This window comes from Colwellia sp. RSH04 (assembly GCF_003545765.1).
GTDB lineage: Bacteria > Pseudomonadota > Gammaproteobacteria > Enterobacterales > Alteromonadaceae > Colwellia.
Genome location: NZ_QXIO01000013.1, coordinates 35,339 through 54,247 on the forward strand (window position 1 = coordinate 35,339; position 18,909 = coordinate 54,247).

The following is an 18,909-nucleotide window of genomic DNA, read 5'->3' on the forward strand; positions in this document are numbered from 1 at the left end:
TCATTAGCTACTATGTAAATAGTACTTATATTGAAAAACGAGGCACTTTGCCTCGTTTTTTTTGCCTAAAAAATGGTAAGCAATGGATTGTTTATAATTATATTATCTAGCACTTGATAAGGTATTTAGCTAATAAGTATTGCTATAATAGAACAAACTTAAAAGAATAAAATTTAAGTGAGATCACGAACAATATGTCACTTGTTACTACTATCAGAAACAATATTATTTTTAAATTTAATCACACAATGATATTTGTGTTGTTATTAATACTAACTTGTACTTCGTATTATGGCGCATTGAGTGTGCCATTGTATGTTGATGATTCTGTGGTTCTTCATCATGCTAAACTGCTTCAATGGCCAAACTCAATCATGGGATGGATTCAGGGTAGGTTTGTTGGTTTAGCGTCTTTTTCATTAAGCCAACCATTTTCCTTTAATCTTTTATCAATACACTTTTTCACCATCACTTTTCATTTAGCTAATGCTGTATTGATTTTTTATTTTGTAAAAAGTTTTTTTAATATTGAAATACAGGTTAACTCTCATAGGTCACTAAACTCAGTAACACAACCAGTCCCCTTAAAGTTTCAAAATGCACAAGCTGCCATTGTATCTTTTATTTGGTTATGTCACCCAATGAATAGCCAGGCGGTAGTATATATAAGTCAACGCTACACTGTAGTAGCGATGTTTTTTACTCTATTAACTATTATATTTTTTATAAGATTGTTAAAAGATAAAGAGCTAATAAAAAAAGTACAGTGGGCCGTTTTATGCTTGTTTAATTTTATTCTTGCCCTTGGAAGTAAGCAGTCAGTAATTTTTTTACCTTTATTTTTATACCTAATAAGTTTATATGTATTAGTGCAGTATAGAGGCAGATTAATACTGGTCGGAGGCGGAGCTTTAGCTTTAGCTGTTTTGTATTTGTACTTAAACCCTGCGCTTGTGTCTACTTTAGATGAACTTACACGGGAGACTATTACTTACTCACGACTCGATTATTTAGCTACACAGCTAAAAGTTACATTAACTTATTTTGGCTTGATGTTTTACCCTGAAGGTTTTCGCTTAGAATCAGATGTAAGCTTATTGAAGTTTTTTAGTGATGAGTTTTATCGTTATTTAACCATTCATATAGCGATTGTTAGTTTATTGGTTGTTTATGCCATGCGCTTTAAACAGCCACTAATATTGTTAACGTTAGCATTACTATATTTAGGCCTAGCCGTAGAATCAAGTTTTATACCTATTCAAGATTTGTATTTTGAGCATAGAATGTATTTACCATCATTGGCTATTATTTTTATTGTGGTTAATATATTGAGTACCGTTATAAAAGCTTTGCGCTTACCTGATTCCAGTTGCATTTTATTCAACGGGTTACTTATTGTTGTTTTAAGTTACACAACAAGTATTAGAGTGAAACAATGGCAAGAGCCACTATCGTTTTATCAGCGAGAGTTAGAAAAAAGCCCTGAAAGCACAAGAGCAATGAGTAGCTATGGGAAAGAACTTGCTAAGAATGGCAATAAAGATAAAGCTTTGGAATTAATTATTAAATCATATAACTTAGAACTTGAGCAGGGAATACTTCGTCAATCAAATATCGTCGGGTTACTTACCATTTTAATCGATGCTGGTTACTACCAAGATGCACTAAACTTAGGTAGGAGGGCTATTAACTACACCGAAAAGCGACCAAAACTTCAATCAATTGTTTATGCTCATTTAGCGTTAGTTTATTATAAAATGAATATTTGTGGATTCACTAAAGGTTGGTCGAAAAAAGCATTAAAATTAGATAAATCGAATGAGTTAGCTAAGCAATTAATTCGCCTTTGCCAATAAAATAGGTTTCAAAACATACGATAGTAAGTATAGGGCCCTAACATAGAGATTTATTATTACTTTTTATTAAACTAATGTTCGATTAGTACTCTTGATTCTGCTGTTAGCTCAAGTTAGAATTACCGCCTTAAAGGATTCTGGCACTGTAAATGTATAAGTTTGCATGGTCCAAGTCGAACTCGGAACTCAATAAACATGAAAACTATACTTGTTACAGGTGGAGCAGGCTTTATAGGCTCGGCCGTCATTAGACATATCATCAGTAATACATCTGATACCGTTATTAATTTAGACAAGCTGACTTATGCTGGAAATCTTGAGTCTTTAGCCTCAATCGAGAATGATGGACGTTATAACTTCGAACAAATCGACATATGTAATGCTAAAGAAGTCGCTCGAGTGTTAAAACAATATAAGCCTGATTCAATAATGCATTTAGCTGCAGAGAGTCATGTTGATCGTTCTATAGATGGCCCAGCAGCATTTATTGAAACTAATATTGTTGGTACTTATGTCTTACTCGATGCTGCCAAAAACTACTGGCAATCATTACCTGAAAAGAAAAAAGCTGTTTTTCGTTTTCACCATATCTCAACGGATGAAGTATATGGTGATTTAGAAGGTACAGATGATTTATTCACAGAAACCACATCTTATGAACCAAGTAGTCCTTATTCAGCTTCTAAGGCATCAAGTGATCATTTGGTTAGAGCGTGGCAGCGTACCTTTGGTTTACCAACCGTTATAACTAACTGCTCTAATAACTATGGACCATTTCATTTTCCAGAAAAGCTTATTCCTCTTGTGATTTTAAATGCACTAGATGGTAAAGAATTACCTGTTTATGGCGACGGTTTACAAATAAGAGATTGGTTGTATGTTGAAGATCATGCTAGGGCGCTTTATAAGGTTGCTACAGAAGGTAAAATAACTGAGACATATAATATCGGTGGGCATAATGAGAAAGCTAATATTGATGTTGTAAAAACTATTTGCTCAATTCTTGATGAATTAGTACCAAGTAAATATGAACACGCGGAAAAATATGCTGACCTAATAACTTATGTTAAAGATAGACCCGGACACGATGTTCGTTATGCCATAGATGCAAGTAAAATAGAACGCGAATTGGGTTGGATACCAGAAGAGTCTTTTGAAACAGGTATTAAAAAAACAGTTCAATGGTACTTAAGTAACGAAAAATGGTGGCAGTCAGTGCTAGACGGAAGTTACCAACGTGAGAGATTGGGTCAAAATTAATTCATAATTTATACTTTCTTTTTATTGTTAACCACTTTTGACAAGTTATTATTATGAACTTAAATCAAGCTATTTCTCTTATTCATACACAAGCTACGATGAAGCTAAAGTCTCAGGCGAACGCTTTAGTTTTAAGCTATTTATGGTGGGTTCTTGAGCCTTTATTGTTTGTAGCTCTTTTTTATTTTGTTTTTAAATATGTACTTTATCGCGGTGGCGATGATTTTTTTATCTTTTTAATGGTAGGGAAAATTCCATTTCTTTGGTTTTCAAAGGCTGTCAGCTCTGGTGCCAATAGCATTATTCAAAATAAAGGATTATTAGCACAAAGAGTCATACCTAAAATTATATTTCCTTTAGTTAATTGCCAAGAAGCATTCTATAAACAGTTATTCGCTTTTGCAATTTTACTAATTTTTTTAGTTTTTAATGGCTTTGCTAACCTCTTAAATTGGTGGCAATTAGTACCTTTAATACTATTGCAATACATTTTAATTATAGGTGTAGCTAGTTTTTTTTCGGTGTTTGTTACTTTTGCTACTGATTTTACAGTAATTATTAGCATGTTTATGATGGGGTTAATGTTTACTTCTGGTATTTTTTGGGATGTAAACTTAATACAAGATCAATCCTTGAAAGAATTACTATTAATATTAAACCCTTTAGCGGCCTTAATTGATGGATATAGACAAGTATTGATGTACGGAAACGATTTGACTGTAAAGTACATGTTATCTGTTTTAGTCTGGGGAGTTGTTAGTTTCTTTATTGGTGCCTATAGCTTGTCAAAATACAGTAATAGCTTAACTCGCAGGCTGTTTTCATGATTGATAATCTAATATCAGTGAAAAATGTCTCTTTAGAGTATAAATCTAGGATTGGTTTTTTTAAATCTTTTTCTCATAAAGCACTTAATGATATTTCTTTTGACATCAAAAGAGGCGAAGTATTCGGTGTTTTAGGTGGCAATGGTTCTGGTAAATCAACACTGTTACAAGTATTAGCTGGAATTTTGCAGCCTGATAATGGCAAGGTAATTGTAGATAGAAGAATAAGTCGATCTTTATTGTCTCTAGGGCTAGGCTTTAACCCTCAATTAACAGGTGAAGATAATGCACTTATAAGCTGTATGTTAAATGGCTATAGTAAAGAAAACGCAAAGGCTATATTAAAGAAAATAGAAGGGTTCTCTGAGCTAGGTCGTTTTTTTTATCAGCCAGTAAAAACTTATTCGGCCGGCATGAAAGCAAGGCTAGGGTTTTCTACTGCAGTAATTGCTCATGTTGATGTGTTATTGATAGATGAAGTGTTGAGCGTTGGTGATAATGCTTTCAAATTAAAAGCACAGCAAGCGCTTTTGGAAAAAATAAAAGGAGAGCAAACAGTTGTGTTTGTATCTCATAGTGATCAGCAAATAAAAAAAATATGTGACAGATGTATTTGGATAGATAATGGTGTTATCTCTGCATATGGAGATACTGATCAGGTAATGTCTGAATATTCAAATAAGCAACAATTTTAAAAATAAGGTTTAATATGAGTATTAGAAAAGGAATTATTCTAGCGGGTGGCTCAGGTACTCGTTTATATCCGCTAACTAAAGTGGTAAGTAAACAGTTAATGCCCGTGTATGATAAACCGATGATTTTTTATCCATTAGCAACGTTAATGCAATCAGGTATAAAAGACATTTTGGTTATATCTACACCTGAAGAAATTCACCGGTTTGAAAACCTACTTGGTAATGGGGAAAATTTTGGCGTACTTATATCATACGCAGTACAACCAAGCCCAGATGGACTAGCGCAAGCGTTTATAATCGCAGAAGATTTTTTAGCTGGTAGTTCAGCCGCATTGGTTTTAGGTGATAATATGTTTTACGGTCATGATTTAACTAAGTCATTACAAGCTGCAAATAATCAAACATCAGGGGGAACTGTGTTTGGTTATCATGTGGCGAACCCTTCGTCGTATGGAGTTGTAGAGTTTGACACATGCGGTAAAGCTATTTCGATAGAAGAAAAGCCAGCGCAACCTAAATCAAATTATGCAGTGCCTGGATTATACTTTTTCGATAAAAGAGTTGTTGAATTTGCTAAAAATGTTCAGCCATCAGAACGAGGCGAGCTAGAAATTACCGATATCATCGATCAATATCTAAAGACAGACGAGCTTCAAGTAGAAATTATGGGCCGTGGTACAGCATGGTTAGATACAGGTACCCATGATGATTTACTTGCTGCCGCTCAATTCATTGCGACTGTTGAAAAGCGTCAAGGATTGAAAGTCAATTGTCCTGAAGAAATAGCTTATAGAAACGGTTGGATTGACGATGAAAAACTTCGAGAAATAGCTGCACCATTGAGAAAAAGTGGTTATGGAGAATACTTGTTAAACCTTCTTCAAGAACGTGTATTTTAATTCTTTGCTTTTCTTCACTATAGGTGAAGCAATACTTTTTAGTAGATAGATATGAAAATTATAGAAACATCCATTCCAGACGTAAAACTGTTAGAGCCAGATGTATTTGGTGATGAACGTGGTTTCTTTATGGAAACTTTCCGTAAAGATTGGTTTCAAACAGAAGTGGCCAAAGTAGAGTTTGTTCAAGATAATCACTCAAAATCAACAAAAGGTATTCTAAGAGGTTTACATTATCAGCTTGAACAAACACAAGGGAAATTAGTACGAGTTATTAAAGGTGAAGTGTTTGATGTAGCTGTAGATCTGCGTAAAGACTCTCCTACTTTTGGTAAATGGGTGGGGGAGTATTTGAGTGCGGAAAACAAACGTCAATTATGGGTGCCACTAGGTTTTGCTCATGGTTTTTTAGTGACAAGTGATGAAGCAGAATTTGTTTATAAATGCACCGATTATTACCACCCTGAATCAGAAATTTCAATTGCTTATAATGATAAAGTAATTGCAATCGATTGGCCTTTAACGGGAACCAACAAACCTTCTTTATCACAAAAAGATCATGAAGGTTTGACTTTTGAGCAGGCACCAAAATTATGATTGTTGTGATAGGTAAGTCAGGACAATTGGCGAAAGAACTTGCCGATATATCAAATGAGGAGCAGCTTGTTTGTTTAGGCCGTAATGATATTGATATTACTTCAATGAGTTCCATTGAAGAGCAGCTCGGTAAGCATAAGCCCACTGCTGTTATCAATGCTTCAGCTTATACCGCTGTAGATAAGGCAGAAACAGAAAAAGAGCAAGCTTTCTTGATTAACCATAAAGCGGTTGAAAATTTAGCAAATTATTGTAAAACGAATAATGTGCATTTTGTCCATGTTTCAACAGATTATGTGTTTAAAGGGGATAAAGGCTCACCTTATTTGCCTAATGATACTATAGAGCCGCAAGGTGTGTATGGCGCAAGTAAAGCTGCTGGTGAGAGGGCAATTGCAGATATTTGTCCGAATATAAGTTGTATTATTAGAACATCTTGGGTTTATTCTCAATATGGTAATAACTTTGTGAAAACGATGTTAAAGCTAATGCAAGAGAAAGATGAACTAGGTATTATTTGTGATCAGATCGGCTCCCCAACTTGGGCTAAAGGTTTAGCTCATGCATGTGTCAATGCAGCTGAAAATAAAGTTGTTGGTATTCACCACTGGACAGATAGTGGAGTTGCTTCTTGGTATGACTTTGCTGTTGCTATTCAAGAAATAGGAATTGAACAAGGATTAGTAAAGAAAATAACTTATATTAAACCAATAATGAGTGAAGAATATATTACTGCTGCGAAGCGACCTTCATATAGCGTATTGAATAAATTAAGTAGTTATAAGTATTTTCAATCTGATGTTTTTCATTGGAAGTCTGAGCTCACTAAAATGATGAATAATCTTGCAGAATTAAAATATGAATAATTTGAGTGTTGCTAAATCTATAGAGTGAATGGAGAGGATTATGAGAATAGCATATTTTATTGTCGGAATGCATCGCTCAGGTACGTCTGCTATTTCAGGTGTTTTAAGTGAAATGGGGGTTGAGTTCGGACCTAATTTAATGGCAGCATCGAAAGATAACCCTAAAGGTTATTTCGAGAACAATAGAGTACAACAACTCAATGAAAAAATCTTAAATGAGTCCTATTATTCATGGTCTGATTATAACTTTTCTTTAGACAATATTTCTGAGGAATTAAAAGATAAATATATTCAAGAAGCAATGCAAATTATTAATGAGGAGTTTAGCAAATTTGAAACTTTTGCTGTTAAAGATCCACGCTTTTGCATTTTATTGCCTATATGGACATCGGCATTAGATAGTTTGGGAATTAGTGCTAAATTTATTTTGCCGTTTCGGAATCCTCTTGAGGTATCGGGCTCTCTTCTTAAAAGGAATAATTTTACAGAGGAAAAGTCATTACTTTTGTGGGCAACTTATTTTTTGTATTCAGAGTTTTACTCAAGAAACTATGAAAGGGTTTTTGTTAGCTTTGATGAGTTGATTTCATCTAGCAAAAAAGTACAAGATAGACTGTTGAGCTTTATAGGGAATTCTGAACATCCTGAAAAGCTTAAAAAGGGTTTTATTGAACCAGCTTTAAGACACCATAAAATGGATTTTGTCGATAAAGATGTTAATTACCCTTCTTTTCTAAGTATATGCTTTACAATTGTGAAAAGCAGGGCGTTTGAAGTAGAAAAATTTAATCTAGCTTTAAATTCTTTAAAAATGCATATGACATACTTTTTCAATAAAGAGCAACATGATTCTAATTATAAGATCTTTTTGGACAGAAAAAGGTATCAAGTCTTAAAGGATGATTTCTACAGTAAATGGCAAATGGAAAGTGCTGTAAAAGAGCACTACAAAGAAAAGTATTTAAAGATGGAAAATGGAATGAAAGATGAAGTGGAAGAGTTAAAAAAGCTCATTGTAAAACAAAGTAGTAACTTGCTAGCTTTACAAAAAAAGAAAGATGAAAATTTACTCTCTCTCTTTGCAGAGTCTAATGTAAATATTGCACAAATAACAGAACAAATATCTGATAAGAATAATGTAATAACTAAAGTACAAGGAGAGTTATCGGCTTTTAGTAATAAAATAGAAGAATTAACTCAATCACAGACTCGTAGTTTAGTCAGAAATGATATGTTAATTGAAAGTTTCGAACGTATAAATAAGAAGTATGATCAAAATGTTTCAATAAAAAATGAACGAGACGTTGAAAGTATAAGATTAAGTATTCGTTCGCTTGGCGATGAGCTAAAAACTATTCAGGAAGAAATAATACTATCAAAAGAACATTTTACGGTGTGCTCAAAAGGTAATCAGAATCAAGCTGATGAATTGAAAAAGTCACATAATGAACTCAAAAACTCGATAGATGAAAACCGCCGATATTTAAAGGATATTACAGCAAAACTGGTTGCTAAAAATGTAAAAGTAACAAATGATATTGAAGTGTTTAGAGCTAATGTTAGAAGATTTAATATTTTATATAGTAAAACGATAAAAAAAGTATTATCTAAATCTTTTTCAAGTTTTATAAAAAATGCTTTTAACCCTAGCCGATATGTTGACATAAACAATAAATTTAATCGAGTGCCTATTAATTTTATTGAACGATTTGACTCAAGTAAATACTTGGATATTAATTATGATGTAGCCGAAGCTATTGAACAAGGCGAGTTAAGCTGTGCTTTAGAACACTTTATACTTCATGGATACGAAGAAGTATTTTCTGGAAAGAGAAAGCTTCACTTTAAAATTCCATTTTATGAGGTTAAAACTGAAGACAAGGATATACAAAATAAATTTCTTGAATATAATAAATTTTTAGGAATGTGTTATGAAAACCTAGCAGACTCAAAAAAGATAAGTATAGTGAATACTTATGATGATGAAAAGCTCTTAGAACAATCCGCTACAGAGTCCCCTCAAGCTACTATAGATATAATTTTACCTGTCTATAATGCCTTAGAAGATGTTAAAAACTGTTTAAATTCATTATATGAGCATAAATCGCTAAATTTTAACTTAATTGTTATTGATGATTGTAGTGAAAAAGAAACACAATTGTATTTAGAAAGTGAATCAGTTAGCCGTGGATTTTATTTGCAAAGGAATGAAATTAATCTGAGATTTACAAAAACTGTAAATAAAGGATTCGAAAAGTCCAAAGGAGATTATATTGTTTTATTAAATAGCGACACAATAGTTACACCCCGTTGGATTGATAAAATAATGCAATGTTTTGCAAGTGACCCAAATATAGGCATCGTCGGTCCATTATCAAATGCCGCAAGTTGGCAAACTGTCCCTATTCAAAAGGATAAAGAAACCAATGATTGGTTAGTTAATAAAATTCCAAGTGGTTATACGATAAATGATATGGGGTTGTTAGTTGAAAAACTCTCTTCTTGCAGGTATCCAGTGGTTCCATCAGTTAATGGTTTTTGTTATGTAATTAAACGTGAGGTCATTGATTGTATAGGTGTTTTAGATGTCGAATACTTCCCGACTGGTTATGGTGAAGAGGATGATTTTTCAATAAGAGCTAGTAATGCTGGTTTTAAGAGTGCTATTGCTGATGATACCTACGTGTTTCATGCTAAGTCAAAGAGTTACACGCATGAGGTGCGTAAAGTGCTAACTAAGGGGGGGCGAAAGTCTCTTGATGCAAAGCATGGCGCAAAAAGAATTAAAAAATTAATTAGTGATTGGATTGAAGAAAAAGAGTTACCAATAATAGCGAAGCATATTGAGTCATATATGCATACCGCAACTAATAATAAAAAAGTTGTATATACTGCTGTTTTTGGTAATTACGACGAAGTAAGAAACCCTGAGTATGTGAATGAAGATTGGGATTATGTTTGCTTTACAGATAATTTAGACTTGAAGTCTGATGTATTTGAAATCAAGTACGTAAAAGCTATTTTTGAAAATCCAACAAAAAATGCTCGTTTGATTAAAGTCATGCCACACTTATTTTTGGTTAATTATGAGTATTCATTGTGGATTGACGGAAATATTAAACTAAGAGGTAGAAACATTGAGGAATTGGTTTCTAAGGGGTTTGCACACTCAATTGCTTTGCATAAGCACTCTGCTAGGGATTGTGTTTTTGAAGAAGGAAAAGCTTGCATTATTGGAAAGAAAGATACGGAAGCAAAAATACTAGCTCAACTAGAAAGTTATCGTCAGCAAGGGATGCCTGAGAAATTTGGAATGGTTGAAACAGCGGAGGTGTTTAGAAAACACGATGAACACTCTAAAAAATTAAATGAACTCTGGTGGAGTGAAATTGATAAACATACCATAAGGGATCAACTTGCTTTTAACTTTGTTTGTTGGAAAAATAACATCAATTTTTCTATTTTAGACGGAAGTGCTTGGCTTGATGGGTATTTTCAAATTTATAAACATGGTATTTCACTTTCAAGAAATACAGCTAAGGTCGCTATTGCTGTCTTTGACGACAATCAAGGTGAACTTTTAAATCGATTGAAAAGAATTAAACAATATACAGCAGGGCAGGCTTTTGATGTTATAGTGGTAGGGACATCCCCTTTTGAAGAAGATTTCGAACATTCGCTTAATGAACTGTTTCCTCATGCTTTAATCCACTCATTAGTTAACGAAAAACTTGATGCAAACCTTATTAATAAAGTAGTTAAAGTGTTCGATTATGATTATATCTGCTTTATGAATAGTGGTTTTGAGACCGTGAATTCTGATTGGCTATCGTCTTTAGTCTCAGGTATAGACAGCAATGAAAATGTAACTATAGCTTCACCTTTAACTTTAAATCCAGATTACTCCATTCAAACTTCAGGTTTAAAATTAAAGTTTAAGAAAGGAAAGCTTAACTCAATTGTTAAAATAAACAAGTACATTGGAGATAGCTACGTACATGCGATTCATAGTGATTGCTTTATCGTTGATACAAAAGAAGCGTGCTCGACAAAATTTAAAAAACACCCATTGCTGGAACAAACTCTTTCAGATTTCTCGTTGCGGCAGTTGATAAAAGGAAATAAAGTGAAAACTATTAGCGAAAGCCAAGTTATGTATACTTCGTATAAAGCCTCTCTTTTAGAGCTCGATGCAGTTATAAAGTGTTTCCAAAATGAAACTCCCGCAAGCTTTAGATTATAATAAAGGTGCCTCTATGAAACCGAATTTAACAGTGTTTGGAACATGCCGAGTTTATGAGCCTTGCAAATTATTAGAAGATGATAATTATTTAACTCTTAACAATAAAATGGTTTATGGGTACACGCATACAACTAAAGAGTTGCTACAAATGTTAAAGCTCTTGGATGATGATTTTGAATGTGAAGGGCTACTATTAGAGTTATTGATTAAAAACATAGAACACTTTGAGTACTCTAGAAATAAAAATTTTGAAGAGAGTGATTCAGTTATTATAGAGGTGAGCTCGATTAGATTATTCAGTGTAAATGGCATTTATCTGAGAAGTAATCTTTTATTTGCCTTTATAAAGTCATCTATTGCTGATTGTGAAATATTTTGGAAAGATTTAATTTCTCAAAGGTTAAGGTCTATAGGTGAATACACTCTAGTAAAAGAGTTATCACAAGAGGAACTTACGATTTTAGAGAATGTTAAATCAGAAATACAAACTAAAGAAAGTTTCTTATCTGATTTAGAGGAAATATACAAGTATATAAATATAAATCAAAAGGTTACTTTTGTGTCACACTTTGATATGAAAGTAAGAAACTCCGATGTAAGGGTTCCCGAAAGAGTGCTAATCAAAGAATGGCTATCGGAATTTTCTGATAAAGTGTACTCGACTTTTTTCAATCCTCGATTTCTACTTGAAGAATATGGATACGAAAAGGGATTACTTGACAATGCTCACTATACAAAAGAGTTTGAGAAAGAACTGTCAAAATTATATTTAGACCTCATACTTAACTAGGTAAGGTTAAGTATTTATTGCATTTATAAAATTAAAATTTAAGTGGTTTAAATATACAAGTTATTTAGGTTTATCTAAAAAGGTACGTATTAAGTGCATAATAAAGGCTGTAATAAAGGCTTTGTTCACAATGAAGCTCGGATATATAAGGGGTTGTATCTCCCTTTAAATCGAACAAACGAATCACTCTCAAATGACGTGGATTATATTCAGTCATCTATCGAACAGGTGAATTCGTTGAGTCACTTTTGCTCAATATCAAAAACTACTCGATTGTTAGATTTTGGTTGTGGGCAAGGGAGGCTTTCAAATGGATTCTTGGCCAGCAAAACTGAAATTGCTCGTTATATTGGAGTTGATACCAGCCTGGAGTCAATTAACTGGTGTGTTAACTGGATTGAAAAATATCACTCAAATTTTAAATTCCTTCATGTACCTGCTTATAACGCTCGTTATAACCCAGAAGAAAAGATGTATCAACCATTGCCGTTCGAGGAAAATACTTTCGATCTAGTGTTTTTAAATAGTGTTTTTTCGCATATGCTCACAGCTGATATAAGGTTTTATTTAGAACAGTTCAAAAGAGTGCTCTCTTCTGGGGGGTATGTTTATTTAACTGCGTTTATTGAGGATGATGTTCCACATGAAGAAGAGAACCCAGAAGGGTATTTAGGTAGAAAATCTAAAGGAGCTCTTCATAGAGTTAGATTTCAAAAAAATTACTTTTTATCTTTAGTTAGAGAGTTTGGTTTTACAGTTATTGAATTCAAACATCAATACATTACTAGAACATGCCAGTCTGTAGTTATCCTAAAAAGAAACTAATCAACAAAAAATTAGCCTATTATGAATTTACCTATAAATTTCATTCATATTCCTAAAACAGCAGGAACGAGTTTTAGGGTTGCACTTGAAAAAAAATATGGTTCCAAAAATATTCTTCGAGATTATACACCTAGAGCTGCTGAAACAAGTAAAAAAGTGAAAGAAATTATTTATTCTCATGACGATTTTTATGCTTTAAAGTTGCTTCTTTCGAGCCGGAATTTTGTAGCAATAGCAGGACATTACTTTGCTGAAAAATATTCCAAGATAATACCTGTATCAGAAATGGTTGCGTTCGTTAGAGAGCCTGTTTCTAGAATTATATCAGAGCATAATCACTTTATTCGGCATGCTGGTTATCAGAAAAGCCTTATTGAATTTGCTCAAGAAAAAATTAATATAAATAAACAGAGTCGCTACCTGCAAGGTATTCCTTATACAGCTATAGGGCTAGTTGGAGTAACAGAGTATTACAGTGAATCTATTAATTTATTTAATAAAATATATAAAAAAAACATCGTAGAATTTAGGGATAATCAAGGTCCAAATGGGCCCGGAAAGTCAATAGTTACTATTGATAATGATATAATCGATGAGATTAAAAGGCTTAATATAGATGATATTGTTTTGTATGAAAAATTAGTTGCCTTACATAAGCAAAGGATAAAATTTTTTAAAGCAAGACAAGATTTTACTTATGGTGGGTATAAAATTGTTGGTGGTAGAATTGAAGGCTGGGCATATCAAGCTAATAATAATAAAGCTCTTACGATCGAAATCTTTAAGAGTAAACTTAAAGTTTGTGAATTAACTTCAAATAAATATAATTTAGAGTTAGCTCAATTAGGTAGCCCAAGAAGTGGTTATATTGGCTTTTATTATAACTTGAAGAAAAGTGAGTATAAAGCAGAGTTTATATGTGTAGTTAAAGAAACAGGTCAAAGGTTATCACTTATATGACTTTAGATAAAATCAAAAGATGATCAAATTAGGAAATTAATTTTGAGTGAGTTATTAAATAAGAAAATTGCAGTGATTGGTTTAGGATATGTAGGCCTTCCCTTGGCTGTGGAGTTTGGTAAAAAGTATTGTACTGTAGGTTTTGACATTAATGCAGAAAGGATCAATGAGCTTAAACAGGGGATAGAACGTACTCTTGAAGTAGAAGCTAGTGAGTTGAAAGCGGCATCAAAGTTATTTTATTCTGATGATGTTAAAGATATTAAAAATTGTGACTATTATATAGTAACGGTCCCAACCCCAATAGATGAGCATAAGCAACCTGATTTATCACCATTAATTAAAGCGTCAGAATTTTTGGGAAGTGTTATTGGTGAGCATGCTACTGTCATCTATGAGTCAACCGTCTACCCTGGAGCTACTGAAGAGGTATGCGTTCCAATATTAGAGGAGTACTCGGGCTTAAAACTGAATCAAAGTTTTTACGTTGGTTACTCACCAGAAAGAATTAACCCAGGTGATAAAACCCATAGGTTGCCAAATATTAAAAAAATAACATCTGGTTCTACAGAAAAAGTAGCAGGGAATATTGACTTATTATATAACTCAATAATATTAGCTGGAACTTATAAAGCCTCTAGTATTAAAGTTGCTGAGGCGGCTAAAGTTATTGAAAATACACAGCGGGATATAAATATTGCTTTAATTAATGAGTTGTCAATTATTTTTGAACGCTTAGACATTGATACATTGGAAGTGCTAGAAGCCGCTGGCACTAAATGGAATTTTTTGCCCTTTAGACCAGGATTGGTTGGAGGGCATTGTATTGGAGTAGATCCTTATTACTTAACTCATAAAGCTGAAGCTGTAGGTTATCACCCTGAAATGATTTTAGCTGGTCGTCGAGTAAATGATGGTATGGGGAGCTATATAGTATCTCAACTTATTAAAGGGATGCTAATAAAAGGCATTCAAATTAAAGGATCTAAAGTATTATTAATGGGCTTTACTTTTAAAGAAAACTGTCCAGACTTGAGGAATACGAAAGTAATTGATATTTATAAAGAGTTGCTAGAGTATAATATTGATGTTTATGTTTACGATCCCCTATGCTCATGTAAAGAAGCAAATGATGAATATGGCATTACGATTACTAAGGAATTAAAAGTACAGTTTTATGATGCGGTTACTCTTGCAGTTGCTCACAATGAATTTATAGAAATGGGGGCGGAGGGTATTAAGTCGCTATGTAAAGATGAACATATAATTTATGATTTGAAGTCAATACTAAATAAAAACGATGTGGACATGCGTTTATAGGCTTTAAAGTTATTTGCTAGCATTCATATTAATAGTTAGTTTATTTAAGCGCACATTTTTTATTTTGTGCTTACATTTTTTGATATTTATCCTATACATTTTTTATGTAAGAGGTAGGTATAAACGGAATTAGGTAAAAATTATTACTAAGTCTAAATATACAAAGAACTCTATTTATGTGTTGATGGCATCCTATAATGGTGAGAAATATATCGAACAGCAAATTAAAAGCATTTTATTGCAGAAAAATATTGTTCCTTATCTGATTATCAGAGACGATGGTTCCTCTGACACAACAGTCAAAAAAATTAGTTTAATGAAAGAGCTTTTCAATAGTGAAAGAATTGAATTAATAGTTAATCGAACATCTTCTAAGGGGCATGTAAGAAACTTTTCGGCTTTGTGTCAGTTATCCAAGAGAAGTGAAGGGGAGTATTTTTGCTTTAGTGATCAAGATGATGTTTGGCTTGATAGCAAACTTGAAAAGCTAACAGAAAGGATGAAATTTATTGAAGATAAACATGGTAAAACTACCCCTATTTTAATACATTCTGATTTGACCGTTGTTGATGAGCGGCTAAATCTAATTTCACCATCATTTATTAACTTTCAGGGAATCCCTGATCCTACTACACATGAGTTTCCCACTTTTTGTTTACAAAATGTAGCAACAGGCTGCACAATGATGTTCAACAGAGCTTTATTGGACATATCGTCTCCAATCCCAGATACGGTTTTAGTTCACGATTGGTGGTTTGCTCAATGTGCTAAATTATTTGGAGTTTTGGAGTTTTATGATGAACCTTTAATTAAGTATCGACAGCATAGTCATAATTCGATCGGAGCCCTCAGTCATAAAGAGCAGAGGAGCTTTTTTAAGTCGCATATTTATAAAGCTTTTATTAATTACACCAATCATCTTGAAAGTGCCATTAAGCAAGCTGAAAGTTTGGTGAATCTAGCTGAGAATTCAAATGAAGTATCGTTTAGTGAGGAGTCGTATAAACATATATTAAAATTCTCCAAGCTAAAGGATGTGTCAGTAATCAACCGATATAGATATGCGAAAGACTATTTTAATGATAAAGGTATCTTAGAACGCTTATTTATGTGCTTGGCATTTATTCGTATTAAAAGAAGGTAAATAGTGTAGTGATTGGTGTTTTGGTAACGTAGAGCTTAGCAAACGCTATTTTTCTATAAGTATCGACAAAGGTTTGTTGGTAGATTTGTCCAACACCTTTTAAATTACCAACGTAGAAAGTACCTTGCGATCCAAGGTAGCCAGGGTGAGCTGTTTCAATTTCGCCACAAGCTTCATCATTATGCTTTTTCTTCTCAAGTGCCGCTACTTGCGCATCCGTAAGAATAAGCCCCTCATTTGCAAACTTGTCCTTTAAAGCTTTAAGGCGCTTTTTAAAGTTTTCCATATTATTGCGCAGCCAAATAGAACGAACTCCACTGCCAGAAACGAATACACCTTGCTTACGCAGTTCATTGCTTGTTCTATGCTGTCCGTGGGCTGCTTGTTCAATGGCGTACTCTAAAAGAGCTTTATCTGTTTCTTCATAAACGCGATGTTTGATATTTGGTGTTCGTCGATTTTTTTCTATTAAATCATCAATACCGCCTTCTTCGACCAACTCTTGATACCGATAAAATGTGTCTCGTGATACGCCCATGACTTTACAGGCTCTTGAGACATTGTTTAGTTCTTCAGCTAAGTTTTATAAACCCGCTTTGTGTTTAATGATTGGATTGTTAGTATGCAACATGAGAGTTACCTTTTTTGTTTAAATTAAAGGTTCGACACCTTTAATAAAAACGGGTAACTCTCAACTTTTCAAGGTGAGATATAAGATCTAATCGGAACTAATACACATCAAGTCTAGCAATCCTAAACTGTTAATCTGATGACTTGAGTTATACGATTTTAAGAGACTTGTTAAGTTACTTTTTGTAATTTAATAAGTATCTAACCAATCTTTAATCTTTAATCTTTAATATCTGCTTTTTGAGTTTTTTTATTTCCTTAGCTTGTTCGTCTGAGCGTGATATTAGCTCCTGTATCGCGGCCAATGAAATGCCGCTCAGATCAGATACTGATATCTTGTCATTAATAGAGCCATTTAGACCAAATTTATCATGGAACTCTTCCGCAATTGGTCCAATATGCTTAACATCATCATTATTTTTAATATAATTCCACTCTTGTATTTCGAGGTTAGAAATTTTAGATATAATTTCCGATTTGTCTATACTCTTAAAGTTTTCTTTAGAGTACTTACTTGATGTAATTGCTATTCCATTCGCATATATCTCTCCACCAACTCGTACTGTACCATTTTGTTCTAAAGTAAATTCTCTAAAATTATTCAACGGATTAGTTATATGGAAATCACCTTCGTGGTTAGAGATACTCCAAAGTTGGTTCTCTAATTCTGAATCTAAAATACTCGTGTTTTTAAATGATATGTAAGAGGAACCTTGATTCTCTAACTTTAATTGAAATGCCTGTGTGGTGGCGGGATTTGTATTCTTCAAAGATAAAGAAAAGTCACTACTATTAGCATTAGATGCAGCTGTTTGTACTTCTAACGTTGCACCTGGATTTGAAGTACCAACACCAATATTCCCATTAGCACTTATAGATAAACTATCCGTTGGTGCATGAGGTTTTATTCTAAAAGGTAAAGTACTACCATTGCTTGCATCACGAACAAAAAAATTGGTTTCATTACCTGCAACGTCCCATGTTTGTGCAGTAAATCCAGATGATCCATCTTGCTCTAAACGTAAAGTAGGAGAGTCGCCACTAACTAAGTGTAACTCAACAACAGGTGTTGCAGTACCAAAACCAATACGTCCACCATCATCAACATATAAACTGTTGCTTGGTGCGCTTGCTTCAATTGTAAATGGTGTTCTGCCACCGTCAATATCATCAATTGAGAATTTGTTGGCGCCACCATTTGATGAATCATTAAAGGTGATTTGCCAATCACGAGAAGGGAATGAGGCACTATTACTGGTGTCTTGTGCTTTTATACGTAAATTATTCTCTTTTAAACGTAAGGTATCAAAACCAAAACTTTCGCCATTTACACAATCTTGGCCGACACAAATACTACCATCGACAATTAAATCGTCGAGTATTTGTTGGTCTGCTGTCGCGGTAAAAGAAGATAATATACCGACTGACAATGCACTAAGTTTTGTTATATTTTTAATATTCATCATTAATACCTTTATTCAATTTCTTTAGAAGGGCGAGGGAAAGTTCCTTCTCGCGGTTCTTGAATATCTTGAGCAATGTCAATACCACCATAATGGTTAGTAAATTGGCCTGCTTGCACGTCTACGATGCTTAATTTACCAGTAGCACCTTCAGGACGACCATTGTTCATGTTACTTGTTACATCGGACAAGTATTTAACTGATTTTATTTCGTAATTGTATGAACCATTGTAAGGTAAAGATAAGTCCGAAATGCTTAACGAAGGGGAGTCACTTTCAAATTGATGGGAATAGCCGCCATCGCCTGAAACTGAAATAATATATTTATCATAAGTATCTTCGGTCAATAGGTTAATACTCTGGCTTGACTTGATTGCAGTCAATTTTCCTGCTTTAGCTTGTTTTAACTCGTATACATTTTGCTGAGCTAAGATAGGCGCTGAAGCCATCATTGTTAATAATATTATTGTTCTTTTCATGATTTAACCTTTAGCTAGTATTAGGTTGACCCTAATGATTTAATGATATACTTAA

The 18,909-nt window shown here is 33.4% G+C and carries 15 protein-coding genes and 1 pseudogene; 13 read left to right on the forward strand and 3 right to left on the reverse strand.

The features are described 5' to 3' along the window. Positions 1 to 305 precede the first annotated feature (305 nt). The 13 genes from D1094_RS16510 to D1094_RS16570 all read left to right on the forward strand — a co-directional run bounded on the left by D1094_RS16510 (position 306) and on the right by D1094_RS16570 (position 16,282). On the forward strand, positions 306 to 1,856 hold the full coding sequence (locus tag D1094_RS16510; RefSeq protein ID WP_147361090.1) for a M48 family metallopeptidase: 1,551 nt from the start codon (positions 306 to 308) through the stop codon (positions 1,854 to 1,856). A 195-nt stretch (positions 1,857 to 2,051) separates the two neighbouring features. Next, on the forward strand, positions 2,052 to 3,116 hold the full coding sequence (gene rfbB / locus D1094_RS16515; RefSeq protein WP_118961219.1) for a dTDP-glucose 4,6-dehydratase: 1,065 nt from the start codon (positions 2,052 to 2,054) through the stop codon (positions 3,114 to 3,116). 53 nt (positions 3,117 to 3,169) lie between these two features. Next, a complete protein-coding gene (locus D1094_RS16520) occupies positions 3,170 to 3,943 on the forward strand; it encodes an ABC transporter permease (protein WP_118961220.1) in 774 nt (257 codons plus the stop codon). Then, positions 3,940 to 4,638 (forward strand): ABC transporter ATP-binding protein, encoded by a 699-nt coding sequence (locus D1094_RS16525; protein ID WP_118961221.1) that lies wholly within the window; start codon positions 3,940 to 3,942, stop codon positions 4,636 to 4,638. The genes D1094_RS16520 and D1094_RS16525 overlap by 4 nt, the downstream gene beginning before the upstream one ends. A 14-nt stretch (positions 4,639 to 4,652) precedes the next feature. Then, the gene (gene rfbA, locus D1094_RS16530; RefSeq protein WP_182440222.1) at positions 4,653 to 5,537 is read left to right on the forward strand and encodes a glucose-1-phosphate thymidylyltransferase RfbA; all 885 of its coding nucleotides are present in this window, start codon (positions 4,653 to 4,655) and stop codon (positions 5,535 to 5,537) included. Between the two features lie 51 nt (positions 5,538 to 5,588). Continuing rightward, on the forward strand, positions 5,589 to 6,134 hold the full coding sequence (gene rfbC, locus D1094_RS16535) for a dTDP-4-dehydrorhamnose 3,5-epimerase (RefSeq protein WP_118961222.1): 546 nt from the start codon (positions 5,589 to 5,591) through the stop codon (positions 6,132 to 6,134). Then, positions 6,128 to 7,000 carry a dTDP-4-dehydrorhamnose reductase gene (gene rfbD / locus D1094_RS16540; protein ID WP_182440230.1) on the forward strand — a complete coding sequence of 291 codons (873 nt, stop codon included), beginning with the start codon at positions 6,128 to 6,130 and terminating at the stop codon, positions 6,998 to 7,000. The genes rfbC and rfbD overlap by 7 nt, the downstream gene beginning before the upstream one ends. A gap of 40 nt (positions 7,001 to 7,040) precedes the next feature. Next, complete coding sequence (locus D1094_RS16545; protein WP_182440223.1) at positions 7,041 to 11,243, forward strand: glycosyltransferase domain-containing protein; 4,203 nt, start codon at positions 7,041 to 7,043, stop codon at positions 11,241 to 11,243. 13 nt (positions 11,244 to 11,256) lie between these two features. After that, entirely contained in the window at positions 11,257 to 12,033 is a 777-nt protein-coding gene (locus tag D1094_RS16550; RefSeq protein WP_147361091.1) for a hypothetical protein, read from the forward strand. A gap of 93 nt (positions 12,034 to 12,126) precedes the next feature. Continuing rightward, positions 12,127 to 12,858, forward strand: a complete 732-nt coding sequence (locus D1094_RS16555; protein WP_118961226.1) for a class I SAM-dependent methyltransferase — start codon at positions 12,127 to 12,129, stop codon at positions 12,856 to 12,858. 21 nt (positions 12,859 to 12,879) lie between these two features. Next, entirely contained in the window at positions 12,880 to 13,818 is a 939-nt protein-coding gene (locus tag D1094_RS16560; RefSeq protein ID WP_118961227.1) for a sulfotransferase family 2 domain-containing protein, read from the forward strand. A 39-nt stretch (positions 13,819 to 13,857) separates the two neighbouring features. Next, complete coding sequence (tviB, locus tag D1094_RS16565; RefSeq protein WP_118961228.1) at positions 13,858 to 15,138, forward strand: Vi polysaccharide biosynthesis UDP-N-acetylglucosamine C-6 dehydrogenase TviB; 1,281 nt, start codon at positions 13,858 to 13,860, stop codon at positions 15,136 to 15,138. Between the two features lie 184 nt (positions 15,139 to 15,322). Further along, positions 15,323 to 16,282, forward strand: a complete 960-nt coding sequence (locus tag D1094_RS16570; protein ID WP_118961229.1) for a glycosyltransferase family 2 protein — start codon at positions 15,323 to 15,325, stop codon at positions 16,280 to 16,282. Between the two features lie 7 nt (positions 16,283 to 16,289). On the opposite strand, the pseudogene D1094_RS16575 reads toward D1094_RS16570, so the two are convergent. The 3 genes and pseudogenes from D1094_RS16575 to D1094_RS16585 all read right to left on the reverse strand — a co-directional run. Next, a pseudogene (locus tag D1094_RS16575) lies at positions 16,290 to 16,913 on the reverse strand (helix-turn-helix domain-containing protein); the annotation flags it as partial. A gap of 211 nt (positions 16,914 to 17,124) precedes the next feature. After that, the gene (locus D1094_RS16580) at positions 17,125 to 18,375 is read right to left on the reverse strand and encodes a tail fiber domain-containing protein (protein WP_182440224.1); all 1,251 of its coding nucleotides are present in this window, start codon (positions 18,373 to 18,375) and stop codon (positions 17,125 to 17,127) included. Between the two features lie 11 nt (positions 18,376 to 18,386). Continuing rightward, positions 18,387 to 18,854: a hypothetical protein gene (locus D1094_RS16585; protein ID WP_118961231.1), complete on the reverse strand. Its 468-nt coding sequence runs from the start codon at positions 18,852 to 18,854 to the stop codon at positions 18,387 to 18,389. Positions 18,855 to 18,909: the final 55 nt, after the last annotated feature.